Source organism: Rhodococcus sp. NPDC127527 (assembly GCF_042672245.1).
In the GTDB taxonomy this organism is placed as follows: Bacteria; Actinomycetota; Actinomycetes; order Mycobacteriales; family Mycobacteriaceae; genus Rhodococcus_G.
The window spans coordinates 456,101-472,037 of record NZ_JBHXVP010000003.1 but is presented as its reverse complement, the minus strand read 5'-3'; the positions used below and the strand labels follow the sequence as shown (position 1 = coordinate 472,037).

Annotated in this window: 17 protein-coding genes; 4 read left to right on the top strand and 13 right to left on the bottom strand. The window is 70.9% G+C overall.

Features of this window, described 5'->3' with window-relative positions; all coding sequences use genetic code 11:
- The first annotated feature begins 21 nt into the window (after positions 1-21).
- Positions 22-1,158, top strand: coding sequence for an Mrp/NBP35 family ATP-binding protein (locus tag ACFVH2_RS08115; protein ID WP_378420041.1), 1,137 nt, complete (start codon positions 22-24; stop codon positions 1,156-1,158).
- Here the strand turns inward: ACFVH2_RS08115 and ACFVH2_RS08110 are convergent.
- The 9 genes from ACFVH2_RS08110 to ACFVH2_RS08070 are packed head-to-tail and all read right to left on the bottom strand — an operon-like array spanning position 1,149 to position 10,466.
- Complete coding sequence (locus ACFVH2_RS08110) at positions 1,149-2,315, bottom strand: VWA domain-containing protein (RefSeq protein ID WP_378420042.1); 1,167 nt, start codon at positions 2,313-2,315, stop codon at positions 1,149-1,151. The two genes, ACFVH2_RS08115 and ACFVH2_RS08110, sit on opposite strands and share 10 nt — an antisense overlap.
- Positions 2,312-2,962: an SRPBCC family protein gene (locus ACFVH2_RS08105; RefSeq protein WP_378420043.1), complete on the bottom strand. Its 651-nt coding sequence runs from the start codon at positions 2,960-2,962 to the stop codon at positions 2,312-2,314. Before ACFVH2_RS08105 ends, ACFVH2_RS08110 begins: the two co-directional genes overlap by 4 nt.
- Positions 2,963-2,980: 18 nt before the next feature.
- Positions 2,981-3,871, bottom strand: coding sequence for an AAA family ATPase (locus ACFVH2_RS08100; RefSeq protein ID WP_378420044.1), 891 nt, complete (start codon positions 3,869-3,871; stop codon positions 2,981-2,983).
- Entirely contained in the window at positions 3,868-4,482 is a 615-nt protein-coding gene (locus ACFVH2_RS08095; protein ID WP_378420045.1) for an NTP transferase domain-containing protein, read from the bottom strand. Before ACFVH2_RS08095 ends, ACFVH2_RS08100 begins: the two co-directional genes overlap by 4 nt.
- On the bottom strand, positions 4,473-5,354 hold the full coding sequence (locus tag ACFVH2_RS08090; protein WP_378420497.1) for an XdhC family protein: 882 nt from the start codon (positions 5,352-5,354) through the stop codon (positions 4,473-4,475). The genes ACFVH2_RS08095 and ACFVH2_RS08090 overlap by 10 nt, the downstream gene beginning before the upstream one ends.
- A gap of 24 nt (positions 5,355-5,378) precedes the next feature.
- Positions 5,379-7,784, bottom strand: a complete 2,406-nt coding sequence (locus ACFVH2_RS08085) for an aerobic carbon-monoxide dehydrogenase large subunit (RefSeq protein ID WP_378420046.1) — start codon at positions 7,782-7,784, stop codon at positions 5,379-5,381.
- Complete coding sequence (locus ACFVH2_RS08080) at positions 7,781-8,359, bottom strand: (2Fe-2S)-binding protein (RefSeq protein WP_378420047.1); 579 nt, start codon at positions 8,357-8,359, stop codon at positions 7,781-7,783. Before ACFVH2_RS08080 ends, ACFVH2_RS08085 begins: the two co-directional genes overlap by 4 nt.
- A 45-nt stretch (positions 8,360-8,404) precedes the next feature.
- Positions 8,405-9,271 (bottom strand): FAD binding domain-containing protein, encoded by an 867-nt coding sequence (locus tag ACFVH2_RS08075; RefSeq protein WP_378420048.1) that lies wholly within the window; start codon positions 9,269-9,271, stop codon positions 8,405-8,407.
- A 58-nt stretch (positions 9,272-9,329) separates the two neighbouring features.
- On the bottom strand, positions 9,330-10,466 hold the full coding sequence (locus tag ACFVH2_RS08070) for an XdhC family protein (protein WP_378420499.1): 1,137 nt from the start codon (positions 10,464-10,466) through the stop codon (positions 9,330-9,332).
- Positions 10,467-10,647: 181 nt separating this feature from the next.
- On the opposite strand from ACFVH2_RS08070, the gene ACFVH2_RS08065 reads away from it, so the two are divergent.
- Complete coding sequence (locus tag ACFVH2_RS08065; RefSeq protein WP_378420049.1) at positions 10,648-11,094, top strand: hypothetical protein; 447 nt, start codon at positions 10,648-10,650, stop codon at positions 11,092-11,094.
- Between the two features lie 69 nt (positions 11,095-11,163).
- Here ACFVH2_RS08065 and tatB read toward each other — a convergent pair whose 3' ends face one another.
- The 4 genes from tatB to sigE form a co-directional block, all read right to left on the bottom strand.
- Positions 11,164-11,589, bottom strand: coding sequence for a Sec-independent protein translocase protein TatB (gene tatB, locus ACFVH2_RS08060; RefSeq protein WP_378420050.1), 426 nt, complete (start codon positions 11,587-11,589; stop codon positions 11,164-11,166).
- Positions 11,590-11,670: 81 nt separating this feature from the next.
- A complete protein-coding gene (locus tag ACFVH2_RS08055; protein ID WP_378420051.1) occupies positions 11,671-13,155 on the bottom strand; it encodes a S1C family serine protease in 1,485 nt (494 codons plus the stop codon).
- 82 nt (positions 13,156-13,237) lie between these two features.
- Positions 13,238-13,618 carry an anti-sigma factor family protein gene (locus tag ACFVH2_RS08050; protein ID WP_378420052.1) on the bottom strand — a complete coding sequence of 127 codons (381 nt, stop codon included), beginning with the start codon at positions 13,616-13,618 and terminating at the stop codon, positions 13,238-13,240.
- A gap of 17 nt (positions 13,619-13,635) precedes the next feature.
- On the bottom strand, positions 13,636-14,262 hold the full coding sequence (gene sigE, locus ACFVH2_RS08045; protein WP_378420053.1) for an RNA polymerase sigma factor SigE: 627 nt from the start codon (positions 14,260-14,262) through the stop codon (positions 13,636-13,638).
- Positions 14,263-14,576: 314 nt separating this feature from the next.
- Here sigE and ACFVH2_RS08040 point away from each other — a divergent pair, with 314 nt between their 5' ends.
- On the top strand, positions 14,577-15,188 hold the full coding sequence (locus tag ACFVH2_RS08040) for an O-methyltransferase (protein WP_378420501.1): 612 nt from the start codon (positions 14,577-14,579) through the stop codon (positions 15,186-15,188).
- Positions 15,189-15,259: 71 nt separating this feature from the next.
- A complete protein-coding gene (locus tag ACFVH2_RS08035) occupies positions 15,260-15,937 on the top strand; it encodes a TetR family transcriptional regulator (protein ID WP_378420054.1) in 678 nt (225 codons plus the stop codon).

Sequence of the window (15,937 nt, the reverse complement as noted above, 5' to 3'; positions counted from 1 at the left end):
ACGACACCTACCATTGGTGTCATGTCAGCAGTGACCGAGTCCGATGTTCGCAGCGCCCTGTCCAAGGTGCTCGACCCGGAGATCCGTAAGCCCATCACCGACCTGGGCATGGTCAAGAGCATCGACCTTGCCGACGACGGGGGCGTCGACATCGTCGTCTACCTGACCACGTCGAGCTGCCCGATGCGCACCGAGATCGTCGACCGGGTGACCAAGGCGGTCGCCGACGTCGCCGGCATCGGCGCGATCCGCGTCGAGCTCGACGTGATGAACGACGAGCAGCGCACCGAACTGCGCCGGTCGCTGCGCGGTGATTCCGCCGAGCCCGTCATCCCGTTCGCCCAGCCCGGCTCGTTGACCCGGGTGTACGCCGTCGCGTCCGGCAAGGGCGGAGTCGGAAAGTCCTCCGTCACAGTCAATCTCGCAGCGGCAATGGCCGCCCGCGGACTGTCGGTCGGCGTGCTCGACGCCGACATCTACGGCCACTCGGTCCCCCGCATGCTCGGCACCGACGCCAAGCCGACTCAGGTCGAGCGGATGATCATGCCGCCGCAGGCGCACGACGTGAAGCTGATCTCGATCGCCCAGTTCACCCAGGGCAACACCCCGGTGGTCTGGCGCGGTCCCATGCTGCACCGTGCACTGCAGCAGTTCCTCGCCGACGTGTTCTGGGGCGACCTGGACGTGCTGCTGCTGGACCTGCCGCCCGGCACCGGCGACGTCGCGATCTCGGTGGCGCAGCTCATCCCCAACGCGGAGATCCTGGTGGTGACCACCCCGCAGCAGGCCGCCGCCGAGGTGGCCGAGCGCGCCGGCGCGATCGCGCTGCAGACCCGCCAGCGCATCGCCGGCGTGGTCGAGAACATGTCCTGGATGGAGCTGCCGGACGGCACCCGGATGGAGGTGTTCGGGTCGGGTGGCGGTCAGGCCGTCGCCGACCGGCTCACCAAGGCCGTCGGAGCGAAGGTCCCGCTGCTCGGCCAGATCCCGCTCGAGCAGGCCGTCCGCGAGGGCGGCGACGAGGGTGTGCCGATCGTGCTCGGCGCCCCCGACTCCCCGGCCGGCACCGCGCTGCTCGAGATCGCGGAGAAACTGGCGGTCCGTTCCCGCGGCCTCGCCGGCATGTCCCTCGGCATCGACACCACCCGTCACCTGTAGGACTGCGCGGCGAAGCCGCCGAACTCGTCCACGTACGGCAGCGCGGCGGCCAGCGCGCCGACCAGCGGCCGGTACCCCGGCGCCCCGGCCCGCGGGTTGAGCCAGATCACCCGGTAGGCCCGGCGGTGCAGGCGCGCCATCGCGGCGCCGAGCTCCTCGGGGGTGTCGCTGTCCCAACCGTCGGAGGCGATCACCACCACCGCCCCCCGCAGGGCGTTGCCGTGGTGTGAGCCGAGCAGCTCGCGCAGGCTGCCGGCGATGTGCGTGCCGCCGAGCCGGTCCCGGACCGTCGCGGTCGCGTGCGCGGCGGCGGCGCCACCGGCCCGGTGGGCCAGCACGGCGGTGAGCCGGGTGAGCCGCGTCGAGAAGGCGAAGACCTCCGCGTCGCCGCGGAGCACCGCCGCCCGCATCAGGTGCAGGCAGGCATCGACGAACGGCTGCATGGACTGGCTGACGTCGCACACCAGCACGATCCGCCGCGGTCGGGGCACCGGCCGGGTCCGCACGATCCGCACCGCCTCCCACCCGGTCCGCCTCGATCGGGCGATGGTCTCGCGCAGGGCAACCCGACGACCCGCCTGGTGGGGGCGTTCGCGCCGGGTCCGTCGCTGCGGCCACCCGGCGGCGGCCGCGTCCAGCCACGCGCGCAACGCCCGCAGCTCGTCCTCCTCGAACTGCCCGAACGGCCGGCCGCCTGCCGCGACCACGCGGCTCGGGAGCCGATCCGCGACGACGCCGGTCCGATCGTCCTCGTCGCGGGCCGTGCGGGTGTCGGCCGGGGCTGCCGCGGATGTCCCGATCCCGGCCAGACCCGCGCCGACGCCCCCCGACCGCGACGGGACCACGGTGCCCTGTGGGTTGGGCGGCGACGCCGGGTTCGGCCGGCGGGCATCCGGGTCCATCGCGAGTACCCCGCCACCGAAGACCGCCGCGAACGCCTCGTCGAACCGGGCGAGGTCGCCCTGCCTGCGCACCAGGGTCAGTCGCGCCGCCCAGTACAGCCGGGACGGCGAGGCGGGCCGCAGCAGGGCCAGCGCGCGGGCGAACTCGGCGGCGGCGCCCTCCGACACTCCGATCCCCGCGGCCCGCAGCCGACCGGTGAACGAGACGGAGAACGCCGCGAGGTCGACTCGGCGGGCGATCGGGGCGGTGCTCATCGTCGGCGAAGTAGCCGGATCGCAGTCACCACCGCGATTCCGGCGAGCAGTGCCGCGACGGCGTGCGGCCACCATCGGACGAGCGTCGGCCGGGCCAACGCCACGAGATCCAGCGGTTCAGGTTCCGCTTGTGCCGGAACCGAATCCGCAAGGCCCTCCCGCTCGCCGGGGGTCGGGACGACGGTGAGTGTCGGCTGCTCGGAGCCGCCGGACAGCTTGGCCTCGAGCGCGTCCACGAACTGGTCCATCAGCTTCTCCGACACCTGGGCGATCATGCCGCTGCCGAACTGCGCCAGTTTGCCGACGACCTTCATGTCCGTGTCCACGGTCGCCGAGGTCCGGCCCTCGTGCTCGTCGAGCGCCACGGTGATCGTCGCCGACGCGTTCCCGCCGCCCCGAGAGTCCCGACCCTTGGCCTCGATCACCGCGTGGTGCGCCGCGTCGTCCTTCTCCCGGAACTCTGCGCGTCCGGCGAACTCGCTGACGACCGGGCCGACCTTCACCTTGACCCGGCCGAGGTACGCGTCACCGTCCCGACCTGTCAACTGTGCCCCCGGGAGCAGCCCCGCAACACTCTCCAGGTCGGTGAGCGCTTCCCACGCGACGTCCACCGGTGCACTGACCGGGAATTCGTGCTGCAACTTCATTGTCTGCGCCCCTTCATCTCACGTTCCGGACCGGTCGAGATCGGCGTCGTCGAGCAGTGCGAGGATCGCGACGCGGTCGTCGGGCGTCTTGGCGATCGCCCCGATACTCGCCGCCGCGTCGCCCCGGACGAGTTCGCTGGTGCCCAACGCTGCCAGCGCCGCCACCCAGTCGATCGCTTCCGCGACACCCGGCGGCTTGTCGAGGTCGAGCCGCCGCGCCTCACCCACGAACTGCGCCGCCGTCGCGATCAGCGCCTCGTTGGCCGCGGGCACGACACGGCGCAGGATCGCCACCGCCCGTGCCGGTTCGGGATAGTCGATCCAGTGGTACAGGCAGCGGCGGCGCAGGGCGTCGTGCAGGTCGCGGCTCCGGTTCGACGTCAGCACGACTCGTGGCGGTGCCTGCGCGGCGAAGGTTCCCAGTTCCGGCACCGTCACCGCGGCCTCGCCGAGGAACTCCAGCAGCAACGCCTCGAATTCGTCGTCCGCACGGTCGATCTCGTCGACCAGCAGTACCGGGGTCGCACCACCACGGTGCCGAACGCACCGCAGGATCGGCCGCTCCAGGAGGAACTCCTCGGTGAACAGGTCGGCCTCGTCGAGCCGCTCGGTGCGCGACTCCGCCAGCCTGATCGCCAGCAGTTGACGCTGGTAGTTCCAGTCGTACAGCGCCTCGGCCGCGCTCAGACCCTCGTAGCACTGCAGTCGGATCAGTTCGGCGCCGAGCGCCGCGGCCAGCGCCTTCGCCGCGGTGGTCTTACCCACCCCCGGTTCGCCCTCGAGCAGCAGGGGACGTCCCAGCGCGGACGCGAGGTAGATCGCCGCGGCGGTGCCCTCGTCCAGCAGGTAATCCTGCGCGTCGAACCGCGCGATGACGTCGGCGATGTCCGCGAACTGCGGGGCCGTCACGACGCATTCCGGTCCTGGCCCGCGTCCCGGTCCTCGTCCCGGTCCAGCAGAATCCGGTAGTCGTCCCAGGTGTCGACGTCGGCGGGCACCTCGCCCGATGCCGGCACCTCGACGACCACCGCCGCCGCGGAATCGAACAGCTTCCACACCGCCTTGTCACCGTGCAGCGCCGCCAGCCGCCCGAACACCGAGCGCCCCAACCACAGCGGATGCCCCCGCCCGTTGGCGTAGCGGCAGACGCCGATGGTGTCGGCCGACGCGTGCGCGATCAGCGCCGCGACGGCCTCCGCTGCGATCCCCGGCTGGTCCCCGAGCAGCAACACGATGCCGTCCGAGCGCGGATCAACCTCCGCCACAGCCGCTTTCACGGACGACGAGCAGCCGCCGGCGGACTCGCCGCAGTGCACCACGGTGGCGCCGTGCAGGTCCACCGTCGACTCGATGGCTTCCGCCGAGCCGGGCACCGTGACCAGGAGCTGGTCGAAGTTGCAGGAACGCGCGAGTCGCAGGCTCGCATCGAGCAGGGTGGCGCCGCGGTACGGCAGCAGCTGCTTCGGTCGGCCGAGCCTGCGCGAGGCCCCCGCCGCCAGTACCAGTCCGGTCACGAACATCGCGCACGCTCCTTCTCGTAGGCACGCAGGCATCCGGGGCCGCAGAACCAGTAGTCCCGACCCTCGACCGTCAGGTGCGGGGTGTCCGGGCCCACCGCCACCTCCATCCCACACACCGGGTCCGTCGTGCGGTCCGTGGCCGGGGCCGCGGCGGGCACGACGCCCAGCCGCTCGACCCGGCGGGCACGGACCACCTCCGCCATGACCGACACGGCGATCTCCGCCGGCGTCCGCGCGCCGATCGGCAGGCCGACGGGGGTGTGCACCAGGGCCCGTTCCGCGGCGGTGGGCTCGAGCTGGTCGATCACGGCGGCGCCGCGGACCCGGCTCGCGACCAGACCGACGTAGCCCGCCCCCGCGTCCAGCGCGGCTCGCAGCGCCCGCGGTTCCTCTTCTCCGAGGCTCGCGACGATCACCGCCACCGGGTCCTCCGAGCCGTCGTCTCCGTCCCGCCGAACCGCGAAGTCCAGGAACCGCGCCAGCTCGGCGACCGCGTCGGCCACCGGCGTCGCGCCGACCACGCGCACGACCGGGGCCGGCAGCCGGGGCTCGAGGAAGATCTCCATGGCCCCGCCGGACAGGCACGGGTTGACCACGACGGCCGCGCCCGGCGCGTCGGGAAACTCCGGGGCGCCGTCGGGCAGCACCCGCAGCAGCACGCTCTCCTCGGAACGCAAGGCGCCGAGCGCGGCGACACGCACCGAGTTCCGCGCGCACTGGCCGCCGACGAAGCCCTCGATGGTGCCGTCGGGCAACACGATCGCCTCGTCGCCCGCGCGCGCGGACGTGGGCGCCTGCGCGCGCACCACCGTGGCATGCACGAACGGCTGCCTGCGCTCCGTGAGCTCGGCGATCCGGGCGTTCATCTGCACAACCCGCACCATTGTGTTCAGCTCCTAGATCGGCGGGGCCGCCCTGCCCTGCATCGCTTCCCACACCCGCGACGGGGTCAGTGGCATGTCCGCGTGCCGGATCCCGAACGGCTTCAGCGCGTCCACCACCGCGTTGACCAGCGCGGGCGGGGATCCCACCGTCGCGGACTCGCCGATGCCCTTGGCCCCGATCGGGTGGTGCGGCGACGGCGTGACCGTGAATCCGGTCTCGAAGTGCGGCACCTCCAGCGCGGTCGGGATGAGGTAGTCCATGAACGACCCGCCCAGGCAGTTACCGTCCTCGTCGAACGCCATGATCTCCATCAGCGCCATCCCGATGCCGTCGGTCAGCCCGCCGTGCACCTGGCCCTCGATGATCATCGGATTGATCCGGGTACCGCAGTCGTCGACCGCGAGGAACCGGCGCACCTTCACCACCGCGGTGCCCGGGTCGACGTCGACGACGCAGAAGTACGCCCCGTACGGATAGGTGAGATTCTCGGGGTTGTAACAGATCTGGGCCTCGAGGCCGCCTTCGAGCCCCTCCGGCAGGTCCCCCGCGCCGTAGGACCGCATGGCGGTGTCCTGGATCGTCACGGCCGCGGTCGGGTCACCGGCGACGTGGAAGCTGCCCTTCGTCCATTCGAGGTCCGCGACGGAGACCTCGAGCATCCCGGACGCGATGATCCGGGCCTTGTCCCGGACCTTGCGCGCGACGAGCGCCGCGGCCGCACCCGACACCGGCGTCGACCGGCTGCCGTAGGTGCCCAGACCGAACGGGGTGTTGTCGGTGTCGCCGTGAACCACCTCGATGTCGTCCGGCGCGATGCCGAGCTCCTCCGCCACGATCTGCGCGAACGTCGTCTCGTGGCCCTGCCCCTGGGTCTGCACCGAGATCCGCAGCACCGCCTTGCCGGTGGGGTGCACCCGCAGCTCGCAGCCGTCGGCCATGCCGAGCCCCAGGATGTCCATGTGCTTGCGGGGTCCGGCCCCGACTGCCTCGGTGAAGAAGGACATCCCGATGCCCATCAGCTCGCCCCGCTCGCGGCGTTCGGCCTGCTCGCGGCGCAGGTCGGCGTAGCCGATCATGTCCATGGCCTTGCGCATCGTGGTCTCGTAGTCGCCGGAGTCGTACACCCAGCCCGTCTTGCTGGTGTACGGAAACTGGTCCGGCCGCAGCAGGTTTCGCAATCGCAGCTCGGCCGGATCCATGTCGAGGTCGTAGGCGAGGCAGTCGACCAGTCGCTCGACCAGGTACACCGCCTCGGTGATCCGGAACGAGCACGCGTACGCCACCCCACCCGGCGCCTTGTCCGTGTACACGGCGGTCATCTTGCAGTACGCGGCCTCGAGGTCGTAGCTGCCGGTGAACACACCGAAGAACCCGGCCGGGTACTTCACCGGCGCGGCGGTGCCGTTGAAGGCGCCGTGGTCGGCGAGGACGTCGGTGCGGACGGCGAGGATCTTGCCGTCCTTCGTCGCCGCGATCTCGCCCTGCATGATGTAGTCCCGAGCGAACCCGGTGCTGGTCAGATTCTCGTTGCGGTCCTCCATCCACTTGACCGGGTGGCCGGTGACCAGCGACGCGACGATGGCACACACGTAGCCGGGATAGATCGGCACCTTGTTGCCGAACCCGCCCCCGATGTCCGGGGACACGACGCGGATCTTGTGCTCGGGCAGCCCCGCGACCAGCGCGTACAGGGTTCGGTGCGCGTGCGGGGCCTGGGAGGTGCACCACAGGGTCAGTTTGCCGTCGACCGCGTCGTAGTCGGCGACGGCGCCGCAGGTCTCCATCGGAGCCGGGTGCACCCGGGGGTAGACGATCTCCTGCCGGGTGATCACATCCGCCTTCGCGAAGGCGGCCGCGGTGGCCGCGGCATCGCCTGCCTCCCAGTCGAAGACGTGGTTGTCGGTCTTGCCGTCGAGGTCGGTGCGGATCACCGGGGCGTCCGGGTCGAGCGCCCGGCGGGCGTCGATCACCGGGTCGAGAACGTCGTACTCGACGTCGATCAACTCGAGCGCGTCGCGGGCCGAGTACCGGTCCTCGGCGACCACGCAGGCCACCTCCTGGCCCTGGAATCGCACCTTGTCGGTGGCCAACACGGCCTGCACGTCGTTCGAGAGGGTCGGCATCCAGGCCAGTCCCTGCTCGGCCAGGTCGGCCCCGGTGATGACCGCCCGCACCTTCGGATGTGCCTGCGCCGCAGTGGTGTCCACGCTCACGATGCGGGCGTGCGCGACCGGTGAGCGCAACACCGCCAGGTGCAGCATGCCGGGCAGGACGATGTCGTCGACGTAGTGGCCCCGCCCCCGCACGAACCGCGGGTCCTCCTTGCGGAGCATGCGGCCGTAGCCGACGGGTTTGGTGTCGTTGTCGATGTGGTCGGCGTCGGGCTGGTCCGGGACCGGGCGGTCGACGGTGGTCATGATCCACTTCCGATGTGCTCGCTGGTTCGCGGCGACTCCGCGGGCGGCGGCGTCGAGTCCGGCTGCGCCGCAGTAGGACCGGTGTGCTGCTCGGGTTCCGGTGCCCGCTCGGCGCCCTCCTCGTGCTCGGCCGCCCACAGCACCGACCGCACGATCGTGGTGTACCCGGTGCAGCGGCAGATCTGGCCGGAGATCGCCTCCCGGATCGCCTGCTCGTCGGGATGCGGGTTGCGGTCCAACAGCGCCCGCGCCGTCATCATCATTCCCGGCGTGCAGAACCCGCACTGCAGGCCGTGGCACTCGATGAACCCCTGCTGGACCGGGTCGAGTGCGCCGTCGTGCTCGAGGCCCTCGACGGTGCGGACCTCGTGCCCGGCGGCCATCACGGCCAGCATCGTGCAGGACTTGACCGGCTCGCGGTCGACCCACACCACGCAGGTGCCGCAGTTGCTGGTGTCGCAGCCCCAGTGGGTTCCCGTCAGCCGCAGCTGGTCCCGCAGGAAGTGCACGAGAAGCATCCGGGGTTCGACCTCCGCGGTGACCTCCTCGCCGTTCACGGTCATCGTCACCTGCATCGCTTCTCGTCCTTCCGTGCTCGACAGCCGGTGCTCACGGCCCGGCTAGTGCACCCGCCCGGCCGCGGCGAGCAGGGTGCGGCGGGTCAGTTCCTTCGCCAGGTGCCGCTTGTAGTCCGCGCTGCCGCGCTGGTCCGACACCGGTTCGCAGTGCCGAGAGGCCAGCTCGCCCGCGTACCGGGCGACCTCCTCGGTGCACGCCTTGCCGACCAGGAACTCGTGGACCTCCCCGAAGCCGGCGGGATCCGCGTTCACCGCGGTCAGCCCGACCCGGGCGTCGACGACGACCGGACCGTCCAGCCAGACCGCGGCGCCCGCCGCCGCGATCGCCCAATCACCTACGCGCCGTTCGACTTTCTCGTACGCGTTCGATCCGTGGTCACGGAACGGGATCCGGACCTCGGTGAGGATCTCGTTCGGCGCGACCGCCGTCTCGTACGGCCTGACGTGGAACTCCGACATCGGCACGGTGCGTTCACCGGCCGGGCCGCGCAGGACGCAGGTCGCGTCGAGGACCCGGCACACGGTGGTGAGGTCCTCGGCGGGGTCGGCCTGGCACAGCGATCCGCCGATGGTGCCCCGGTTCCGGACCGTCGGGTCCGCGATCACCCGCTCGGCGTCCCGGAAGATCGGCCACAGCGCGGCGAGCTCGGGCGACTCGAGCAGCTGGCGGTGCCGAACCATCGCGCCGATCCGCGCGCCGCGCGGGTCCACGACGATCCGTCCCAACTCGTCGTGCAGCGGGTTGATGTCGATCAACCACTCGGGGGCGGCCAGGCGCAGCTTCATCATCGGCAGCAGGCTGTGGCCGCCGGCGACCAACCGGGCTCGGTCGCCGTGCCTGTCCAGCAAACCGATCGCGTCGTCGACGCTCGTCGCTCGTTCGTACTCGAAGGGCCCTGGCACCTGCATGGGATCCACCTCGCTCACCCCACCGACCACTTCAGCGTCGGCCGCTCCGGCGGCGCTGTCAACAGTCGGGAGGGGGTCCGTCGTGGTGGATCCGACCCGGCACGAAGGTCAACCGCTCCCCGCCGCCGCCCCAGCGCAGTTCGATGATTTCCGCCGCGATGGACACCGCGGTCTCCTCGGGCGTGCGGGCACCGATGTCGAGACCGATCGGGCTCGACAGCCGACCCAGCTCGGCCTCGGTCAGCCCGGCCTCACGCAGCCGCTCGAGTCGATCCAGGTGTGTGCGGCGCGAGCCCATCGCCCCGACGTAGCCGATCTCGGGCAGTCGCAACGCCACCGCCAGCAAGGGCACGTCGAACTTCGGGTCGTGGGTCAGCACACAGATCGCGGTGTTGCCGTCGACGGCCCCCGCCTCGACCTGTTCCTGCAGGTACCGGTGCGGCCAGTCGACGACCACCTCGTCCGCGGTCGGGAAGCGCGCCCGCGTCGCGAACACCGGCCGAGCGTCGCACACGGTCACGCGGTAGCCGAGGAACGCGCCCTGGTGTGCGACCGCGGCGGCGAAGTCGATAGCCCCGAACACCAGCATCCGCGGCCTCGGGCCGTGCGAGTGCACGAACACGCGCATACCCTCCCCGCGCCGCTGCCCGTCCTCCCCGTAGCCGAGCACCGCCGTCCGACCCGCGGCCAGCAGACCCCGGGCGTCGTCCGCGACGGCTGCGTCGGCGCGCGCCGAACCGACCGTCCCGCGGGCGCGGTCCGGGTGCACGATCAACCGCGCCCCGACCCGGCCGGGGTCGGGATGGTCGACGACGGTCGCGACCGCCACCGGCCGGCCTGCCGCGATGTCGTCAGCCACGTCGGCGAGCTCCGGAAAGCTCGCCGGCGACACCGCCTCGATGTAGACGTCGATGATGCCGCCGCAGGTCAGACCAACCGCGAACGCGTCGTCGTCGCTCACGCCGTAGCGCTCGAGTACCGGCTTCCCGGTCTCGACAACCGTGACGGCACGCTCGTACACGTCACCCTCGACGCAGCCGCCCGACACCGAACCCGACGCCGTCCCGTCCGGCGCGACCACCATCGCCGCGCCTGCCGGTCGCGGTGCCGAGCGAAATGTCGCCACGACCGTGCCCACACCGGCGGTACCGCCTGCGTGCCAGATCTTCATCAGATCCGCGAGGACGTCCTGCATGAGCTGCACCCCGATGCATCGTGGTTCTCGATTCCGCCATCGTATGGCGAAGACACCTGTAACCCCGAGACACTGACAAATCACCCGTTTCGTGCACGGCGATTCGTCCCGATTGTTACCTTCGCAGACGAATTACTCAACGACGCCGCGGGACCGCGGCGTCCGACGACAGGGATCGGGAATGAAGAGTGCTCTCCTGCGTGCGGCGATCGTCTCGGCGGCCACCGCGCCACTGCTCGTGCTCGCCCCGGCAATCGCCTCCGCCACGTCGATCGAATCGACCGCCGACGTGACCGAGAACGACGTGACGGCGTCGGTGAACAACGTTCCGCTGGGCACGCTGTGCGGGGCCACCCTGATCGACCAGGCCACGGGCACCGTGGTCGAGGACATCGCCCCGACCTCACCCGGCGACGACGGCTGGCAGGGCTACTCGTGGGGCGGGGTCGCCGACGGCGTCTACCAGGTGCGCCACCACTGCACGGTCGACGACACGATCGTCTTCGAGATCACCCACCGTGACCTGGTGGCCCCGAGCCCGATCCGGCCGATGTTCGGCTCGCTCGACGCCGGCAGCGGATGGGTCGGCGAGCCCGGGCTGATCGAGAACCTCTTCGGGTCGTCGTAGCCCCGCACCGATGCACCGAGCCCCGCCGCGAAGTATCGCGGCGGGGCTCGGTGCGTGAGTGGCGGAGTGTCAGGTGGCGTCGGCGTCGAACGGCGGACGCTCGCCAGATTCGAGCGGCTTCGACTCCGGACGTGCGACAGGTGGGCGTGCGGGCCCACTTCCGTTGCCGCTTCCGTTGCCGCTTCCGTTGATCGCCTTCGAGATGTCCAGGTCGTTCAACAGCGAGTCGTCGCCGTCGAGCAGATGCTTGGTGATCATCGTGCGCGGCGTCATGCCCCGCAGCTGCTGCAGGTCGGACAGGGGCTTGCGCAGGTCCTCGAACTCCGGGCCCAGCTCGTCCTTGAGTTGCGCGGTGGCGCCGCTCGCGTAGTCACGCACCTGCCGCAGGGACTTGGTGACCCACGTGACGGCACCGGGAAGCCGCTCGGGTCCGAGGATCACGAGCGCCGCGACGAGGAGGACCATGAACTCGCCCCAGCCAATGTTGCCAAACACCTGACCAGACTACGTGTCCGTCAACCACCGCGCCGCGACGTGTACAGAATTCGGGGCGACTTCACAGCCGAGTCCGGGCATTCAGTCCGAAACCGGCGTCACCTGCACCTCGACCTCGCGCCCCGAACGGATCACCTGAACCGGCACCGACTGCCCGACCGGCTGCTGGTGAACCGCGACAACCAGCTCGTCGGCGTTGGCGACGGTGCGGTCCCCCACCTTGACGATGACGTCGCCCTCGACGAGGCCCGCCTGCTGCGCTGGGCTGCCTGCCTGCACGTTCGCCACCTGTGCGCCCGCGGTCTGGTCATTGGTCACCGAACGGGCGTTGACGCCGATCTCCGAGTGGTGCATCGCACCGGTGCGAATCAGTTCCTGCGCGACCTTGGTGACGTCGTCGACCGGAATCGCGAATCCGAGGCCGACCGACCCCCCGCTCTCGCTGCGGATCGCCGAGTTGATGCCGATGACACGCCCCTGGTCGTCGACGAGCGGGCCACCGGAGTTGCCGGGGTTGATCGCCGCGTCGGTCTGGACCGCGTCGATCACGGCGTCGGTGTCGGTGCCCTCGCCGCTCAGCCGCACCGGCCGATGCAGCGCGCTGACGATGCCACTGGTCACGGTCTTGCTGAGCCCGAGGGGGGAGCCGACCGCGACGACGTCCTCCCCCACCTGCAGGTCCGCGGACTTGCCGAGTTGCGCGACCGTCAGATTGCCCACGTCGACCTTGAGCACCGCAAGATCGGTCTTGGTGTCGCGGCCGACGATCCGGGCCTCGGCCCGGGTGCCGTCGGAGAAGACGGCCCGCAAGGTGGCCTTGGCGGGATCGCTCGCGGCCAACGAGACGACGTGGTTGTTGGTGACGATGTAGCCGGCACCGTCGATGACCACGCCCGAACCGGTGCCGGACTGGTCGCCGAGAGCGACCTGGATCGAGACCACCGACGGCAGCACCGCCTGCGCCACCTTGGCGACCTGCCCTGCCTCGCGGCCACCGTCGCCGGACTGGGTCAGTTCGACCTTCTGACTGGTCAGTGCACCGACGTTCTCCGCCGTCACACGGCCGATGATCCCTCCGACCAGCCCGATCGCGAGTGCGGCACCCACGAGCACGGCCAGGGCACGCGGTGCGACCCGTTCGCCGAGCAGCACCTCGCGCACCCCGAGTTTCGCGGCGGGAGGAAGCGGTGCGGGCGGCGGGGTCTGCACTGCCGCGGCGCCCAGCCGCACCGCGGCCGCGGGATCGCGCCACGGGTCGGACACGGCCGGTGCCGCGGACTCGGCGGACACGGATGCGTCCGGGTCGCGCTGGATGGTCGCGGTCTCGCCCTCGGGGCGACCGAACGCCTCGGCCAGGACCGGGTCGGGCGGACGGACGGACAGGGTGGGGTCCGCCTCAGGCGAATCGGCGCCGGCACCCGGGACGAATGGCTCGGTGACACCCTCCGGGCGAGAGAACGCCGCAGCCGACGCGGCGTCGACGGTGGGGCGGTACAGCGGTCGCGGCGCCAGTCGCTCCGGTGTCGAGCCGTCGGGCGTGGTCGGCAGGGCGGAGTCCGAGTTCACGCGGCCGAGCACCGCTCGTAGTCGTCAGTCACGCGACCCAGTATCGCCGACGCCCGCGCCCCCGGGGCACGCGACGCAGCATCTAGCGCCGTCGGCGCCACGTCGAGAGCGAATAGGAGGTGACCATCGACGAGAGGTACCCCCGCCGCCTGCCGAACTGCACGTCGCGGTCCACGGCCTTGGCCCGGTCGTCGCCCTCGTCGACGGGCGAGGTGCAGGTCGGGATCTGGCTGAGCAGGCCGAACAGCGAGGTGGGCATGCTGATCTCGGAGGCACGGCGCAACGCGCCGCGCACGTGCTGCTGGGCCTCGACCGAGGCCGCGCACTCCGGGCACATCGACAGGTGCTGCGCCGCCCGCAGGTAGGCGTTCATCTGCAGCTCGCCGTCGACGTACGCGGCAACCGCCTCACTGGCCAAGTGCTCGGTCGAGCTGAACTGGCGCGGTTTGCGGGCCTGCGTCATCCATCCCTCCTGCACTGTCACGCGATTGTCAACTTCCCGGTCCCGGACCGCCGGGACTGTGCGGCGGTCAGGTGCTCTCGCAAGGCCTGCCTGCCGCGATGGATGCGGCTGCGGACGGTGCCGAGCTTGACTCCCAGTGTGGCACCGATCTCTTCGTACGACAGACCTTCGACGTCACACAGTACGACCGCGGCACGGAACTCCGGTGCGAGGGAGTCGAGCGCGGACTGCAGGTCCGGGTCGAGGCGGGCGTCGTGGTAGATCTGCTCGGGATCGGGCCCCTCCGCGGGAACCCGCTCGTAGTCCTCCGGCAGCGCCTCCATCTTGATCCGATTCCGACGGCGGACCATGTCGAGGAACAGGTTGGTGGTGATCCGGTGCAGCCAGCCCTCGAAGGTTCCGGCCTGGTAGTTCGACAGCGAACGGAACACCCGGATGAAGGTGTCCTGGGTGAGGTCCTCGGCGTCCTGGGCGTTACCCGACAACCGGTAGGCAAGTCGGTAGACGCGGTCGCCGTGCTCGCGGACGAGTTCGTCCCACGACGGCATGGTGGACTGGTCTCCGCTGGCGTCGAAGGCGGCGGTGCCGCTCAGCTCGGCCGACTCGGCGACCTCGGTGCTCGTGACTGACTGGGCGTTGACCATCGAGATTGGTGGAACCTCCTGCTCGGGACAGCTGGTGGCAAGCGCGCGGACTACGTGCGCATGAGGGGTACAACTCCCGGGTTGTCCGGATTGTTCCCTCGACGCGATCGTCCGCGCCTCCCTCCGGTGCAGTCTGCGGATCTCGTGATGGACTCACCCTGTCGCATCCGAATGTGTGCCGAATGTGAGCAACCTGAGCGTCGCCTGAGAATGTCCGTGGTGCGCACCCTGGGAGGGGTTGCGCAGCGCGCGCCTGAAGGCGGGCGGGGCGCGACGGCGATAACCTCGTGGTCGTGCAGACCAATGGCGACCAGATGCTGGCCCACACCGAGGACTCGGTCATGGAAGACGACGTCCTCGTTTCCGCACGTGAGCGGGCCGAGGATCTCGGTGCGGACCCGGTGCCGCCGTCCGTCGGCGCGCTCCTGAGCCTGTTCACCCAGATGCTCGACGCCAAGACCGTGGTCGAGATCGGCACCGGCGCGGGCGTGAGCGGGCTGTGGCTGCTCGACGGCATGCGCGGCGACGGCGTGCTCACCACGATCGATCACGAGCCCGAACACCAGCGCGCCGCCAAGGAGGCATTCCGGGCCGGCGCCATCGCCCCGGGCCGGACCCGGCTGATCAACGGCTGGGGCCTGGACGTGCTGCCGCGACTCGCGGACAGCGCGTACGACCTGGTGTTCATCGACACCTCGCCGGACGATCACCCGCACTACGTCGAGCAGGGCGTGCGCCTGCTGCGCCCGGGCGGGGTGATCGTCCTGCACAATGCCCTGCTCGGTGGCCGGGTCGCCGATCCGGCGGCGCGTGATGCCACCACCCTCGCGGTGCGCGCGGCGGCCCGCGCGATCGCGGAGGACGAGCGGCTGACGAAGGTCCTGCTGCCGGTCGGCGACGGACTGCTCTGCGCCTCCCGCGGCTGATCCGATCTTGACGACTCCTTGACGGGGCCGACCCTTGCCAGCGCACTGAACACCCGTTTAATATATTGAACATGCGTTCAGCCATGGTCGATCGGCCAGGCCCGGACCGGGACCTGACCACCCGCGCCCGCATCCGCGACGCCGCCATCACCGTGTTCGGCGAGCAGGGGTTCGCGACCGGCGTACGCACCGTCGCCGCTGCCGCGGGCGTGTCGCCGGGCCTGGTCAATCACCACTTCGGATCCAAGGAGGGCCTGCGCGCCGAATGCGACGCGCACGTCCTCGAGATCATCCGGGTGGCCAAGACGGAGTCCCTCACCCGGCCGAGCGCGGCCGGACTGCTGCAGCAGCTCGCCGAGGTCGAGGAGTACGCACCCCTGATCGCCTACGTCGTCCGCAGCTATCAGGCGGGCGGCGCGCTGGCGCAGTCGATGTTCGATCACATCGTCGCCACCACCGAGCAGTACCTCGCGGACGGCGTGGCCGCGGGAACCCTTCGGCCGAGCCGAGATCCGGCCGCGCGGGCCCGCTACCTCACCATGCAGTCGCTGGGCAGCACGCTGCTCTTCCTGCAGATGCGGGGCGAGCAGGGCGAATCGGTCGACTGGGGTCGCGCGATCCGAGATCTCACCGACGAAGTCATGTTCCCGGCGCTCGAGCTGTACACCGAGGGACTGTTCACCGACACCACCTTCCTGGACGCCGTCGTCGACCAGCGGGCCGACACCGTCAGCGGCACGAACAACTAG

Coding starts and splice junctions, on each gene's coding strand:
- ACFVH2_RS08115 (WP_378420041.1), top strand. CDS start 22: ATGTCAGCAGTGACCGAGTCCGATGTTCGCAGCGCCCTGTCCAAGGTG.
- ACFVH2_RS08110 (WP_378420042.1), bottom strand. CDS start 2,315: ATGAGCACCGCCCCGATCGCCCGCCGAGTCGACCTCGCGGCGTTCTCC.
- ACFVH2_RS08105 (WP_378420043.1), bottom strand. CDS start 2,962: ATGAAGTTGCAGCACGAATTCCCGGTCAGTGCACCGGTGGACGTCGCG.
- ACFVH2_RS08095 (WP_378420045.1), bottom strand. CDS start 4,482: ATGTTCGTGACCGGACTGGTACTGGCGGCGGGGGCCTCGCGCAGGCTC.
- ACFVH2_RS08085 (WP_378420046.1), bottom strand. CDS start 7,784: ATGACCACCGTCGACCGCCCGGTCCCGGACCAGCCCGACGCCGACCAC.
- ACFVH2_RS08080 (WP_378420047.1), bottom strand. CDS start 8,359: ATGCAGGTGACGATGACCGTGAACGGCGAGGAGGTCACCGCGGAGGTC.
- ACFVH2_RS08075 (WP_378420048.1), bottom strand. CDS start 9,271: ATGCAGGTGCCAGGGCCCTTCGAGTACGAACGAGCGACGAGCGTCGAC.
- ACFVH2_RS08070 (WP_378420499.1), bottom strand. CDS start 10,466: ATGCAGGACGTCCTCGCGGATCTGATGAAGATCTGGCACGCAGGCGGT.
- ACFVH2_RS08065 (WP_378420049.1), top strand. CDS start 10,648: ATGAAGAGTGCTCTCCTGCGTGCGGCGATCGTCTCGGCGGCCACCGCG.
- ACFVH2_RS08050 (WP_378420052.1), bottom strand. CDS start 13,618: ATGACGCAGGCCCGCAAACCGCGCCAGTTCAGCTCGACCGAGCACTTG.
- sigE (WP_378420053.1), bottom strand. CDS start 14,262: ATGGTCAACGCCCAGTCAGTCACGAGCACCGAGGTCGCCGAGTCGGCC.
- ACFVH2_RS08040 (WP_378420501.1), top strand. CDS start 14,577: ATGCTGGCCCACACCGAGGACTCGGTCATGGAAGACGACGTCCTCGTT.
- ACFVH2_RS08035 (WP_378420054.1), top strand. CDS start 15,260: ATGCGTTCAGCCATGGTCGATCGGCCAGGCCCGGACCGGGACCTGACC.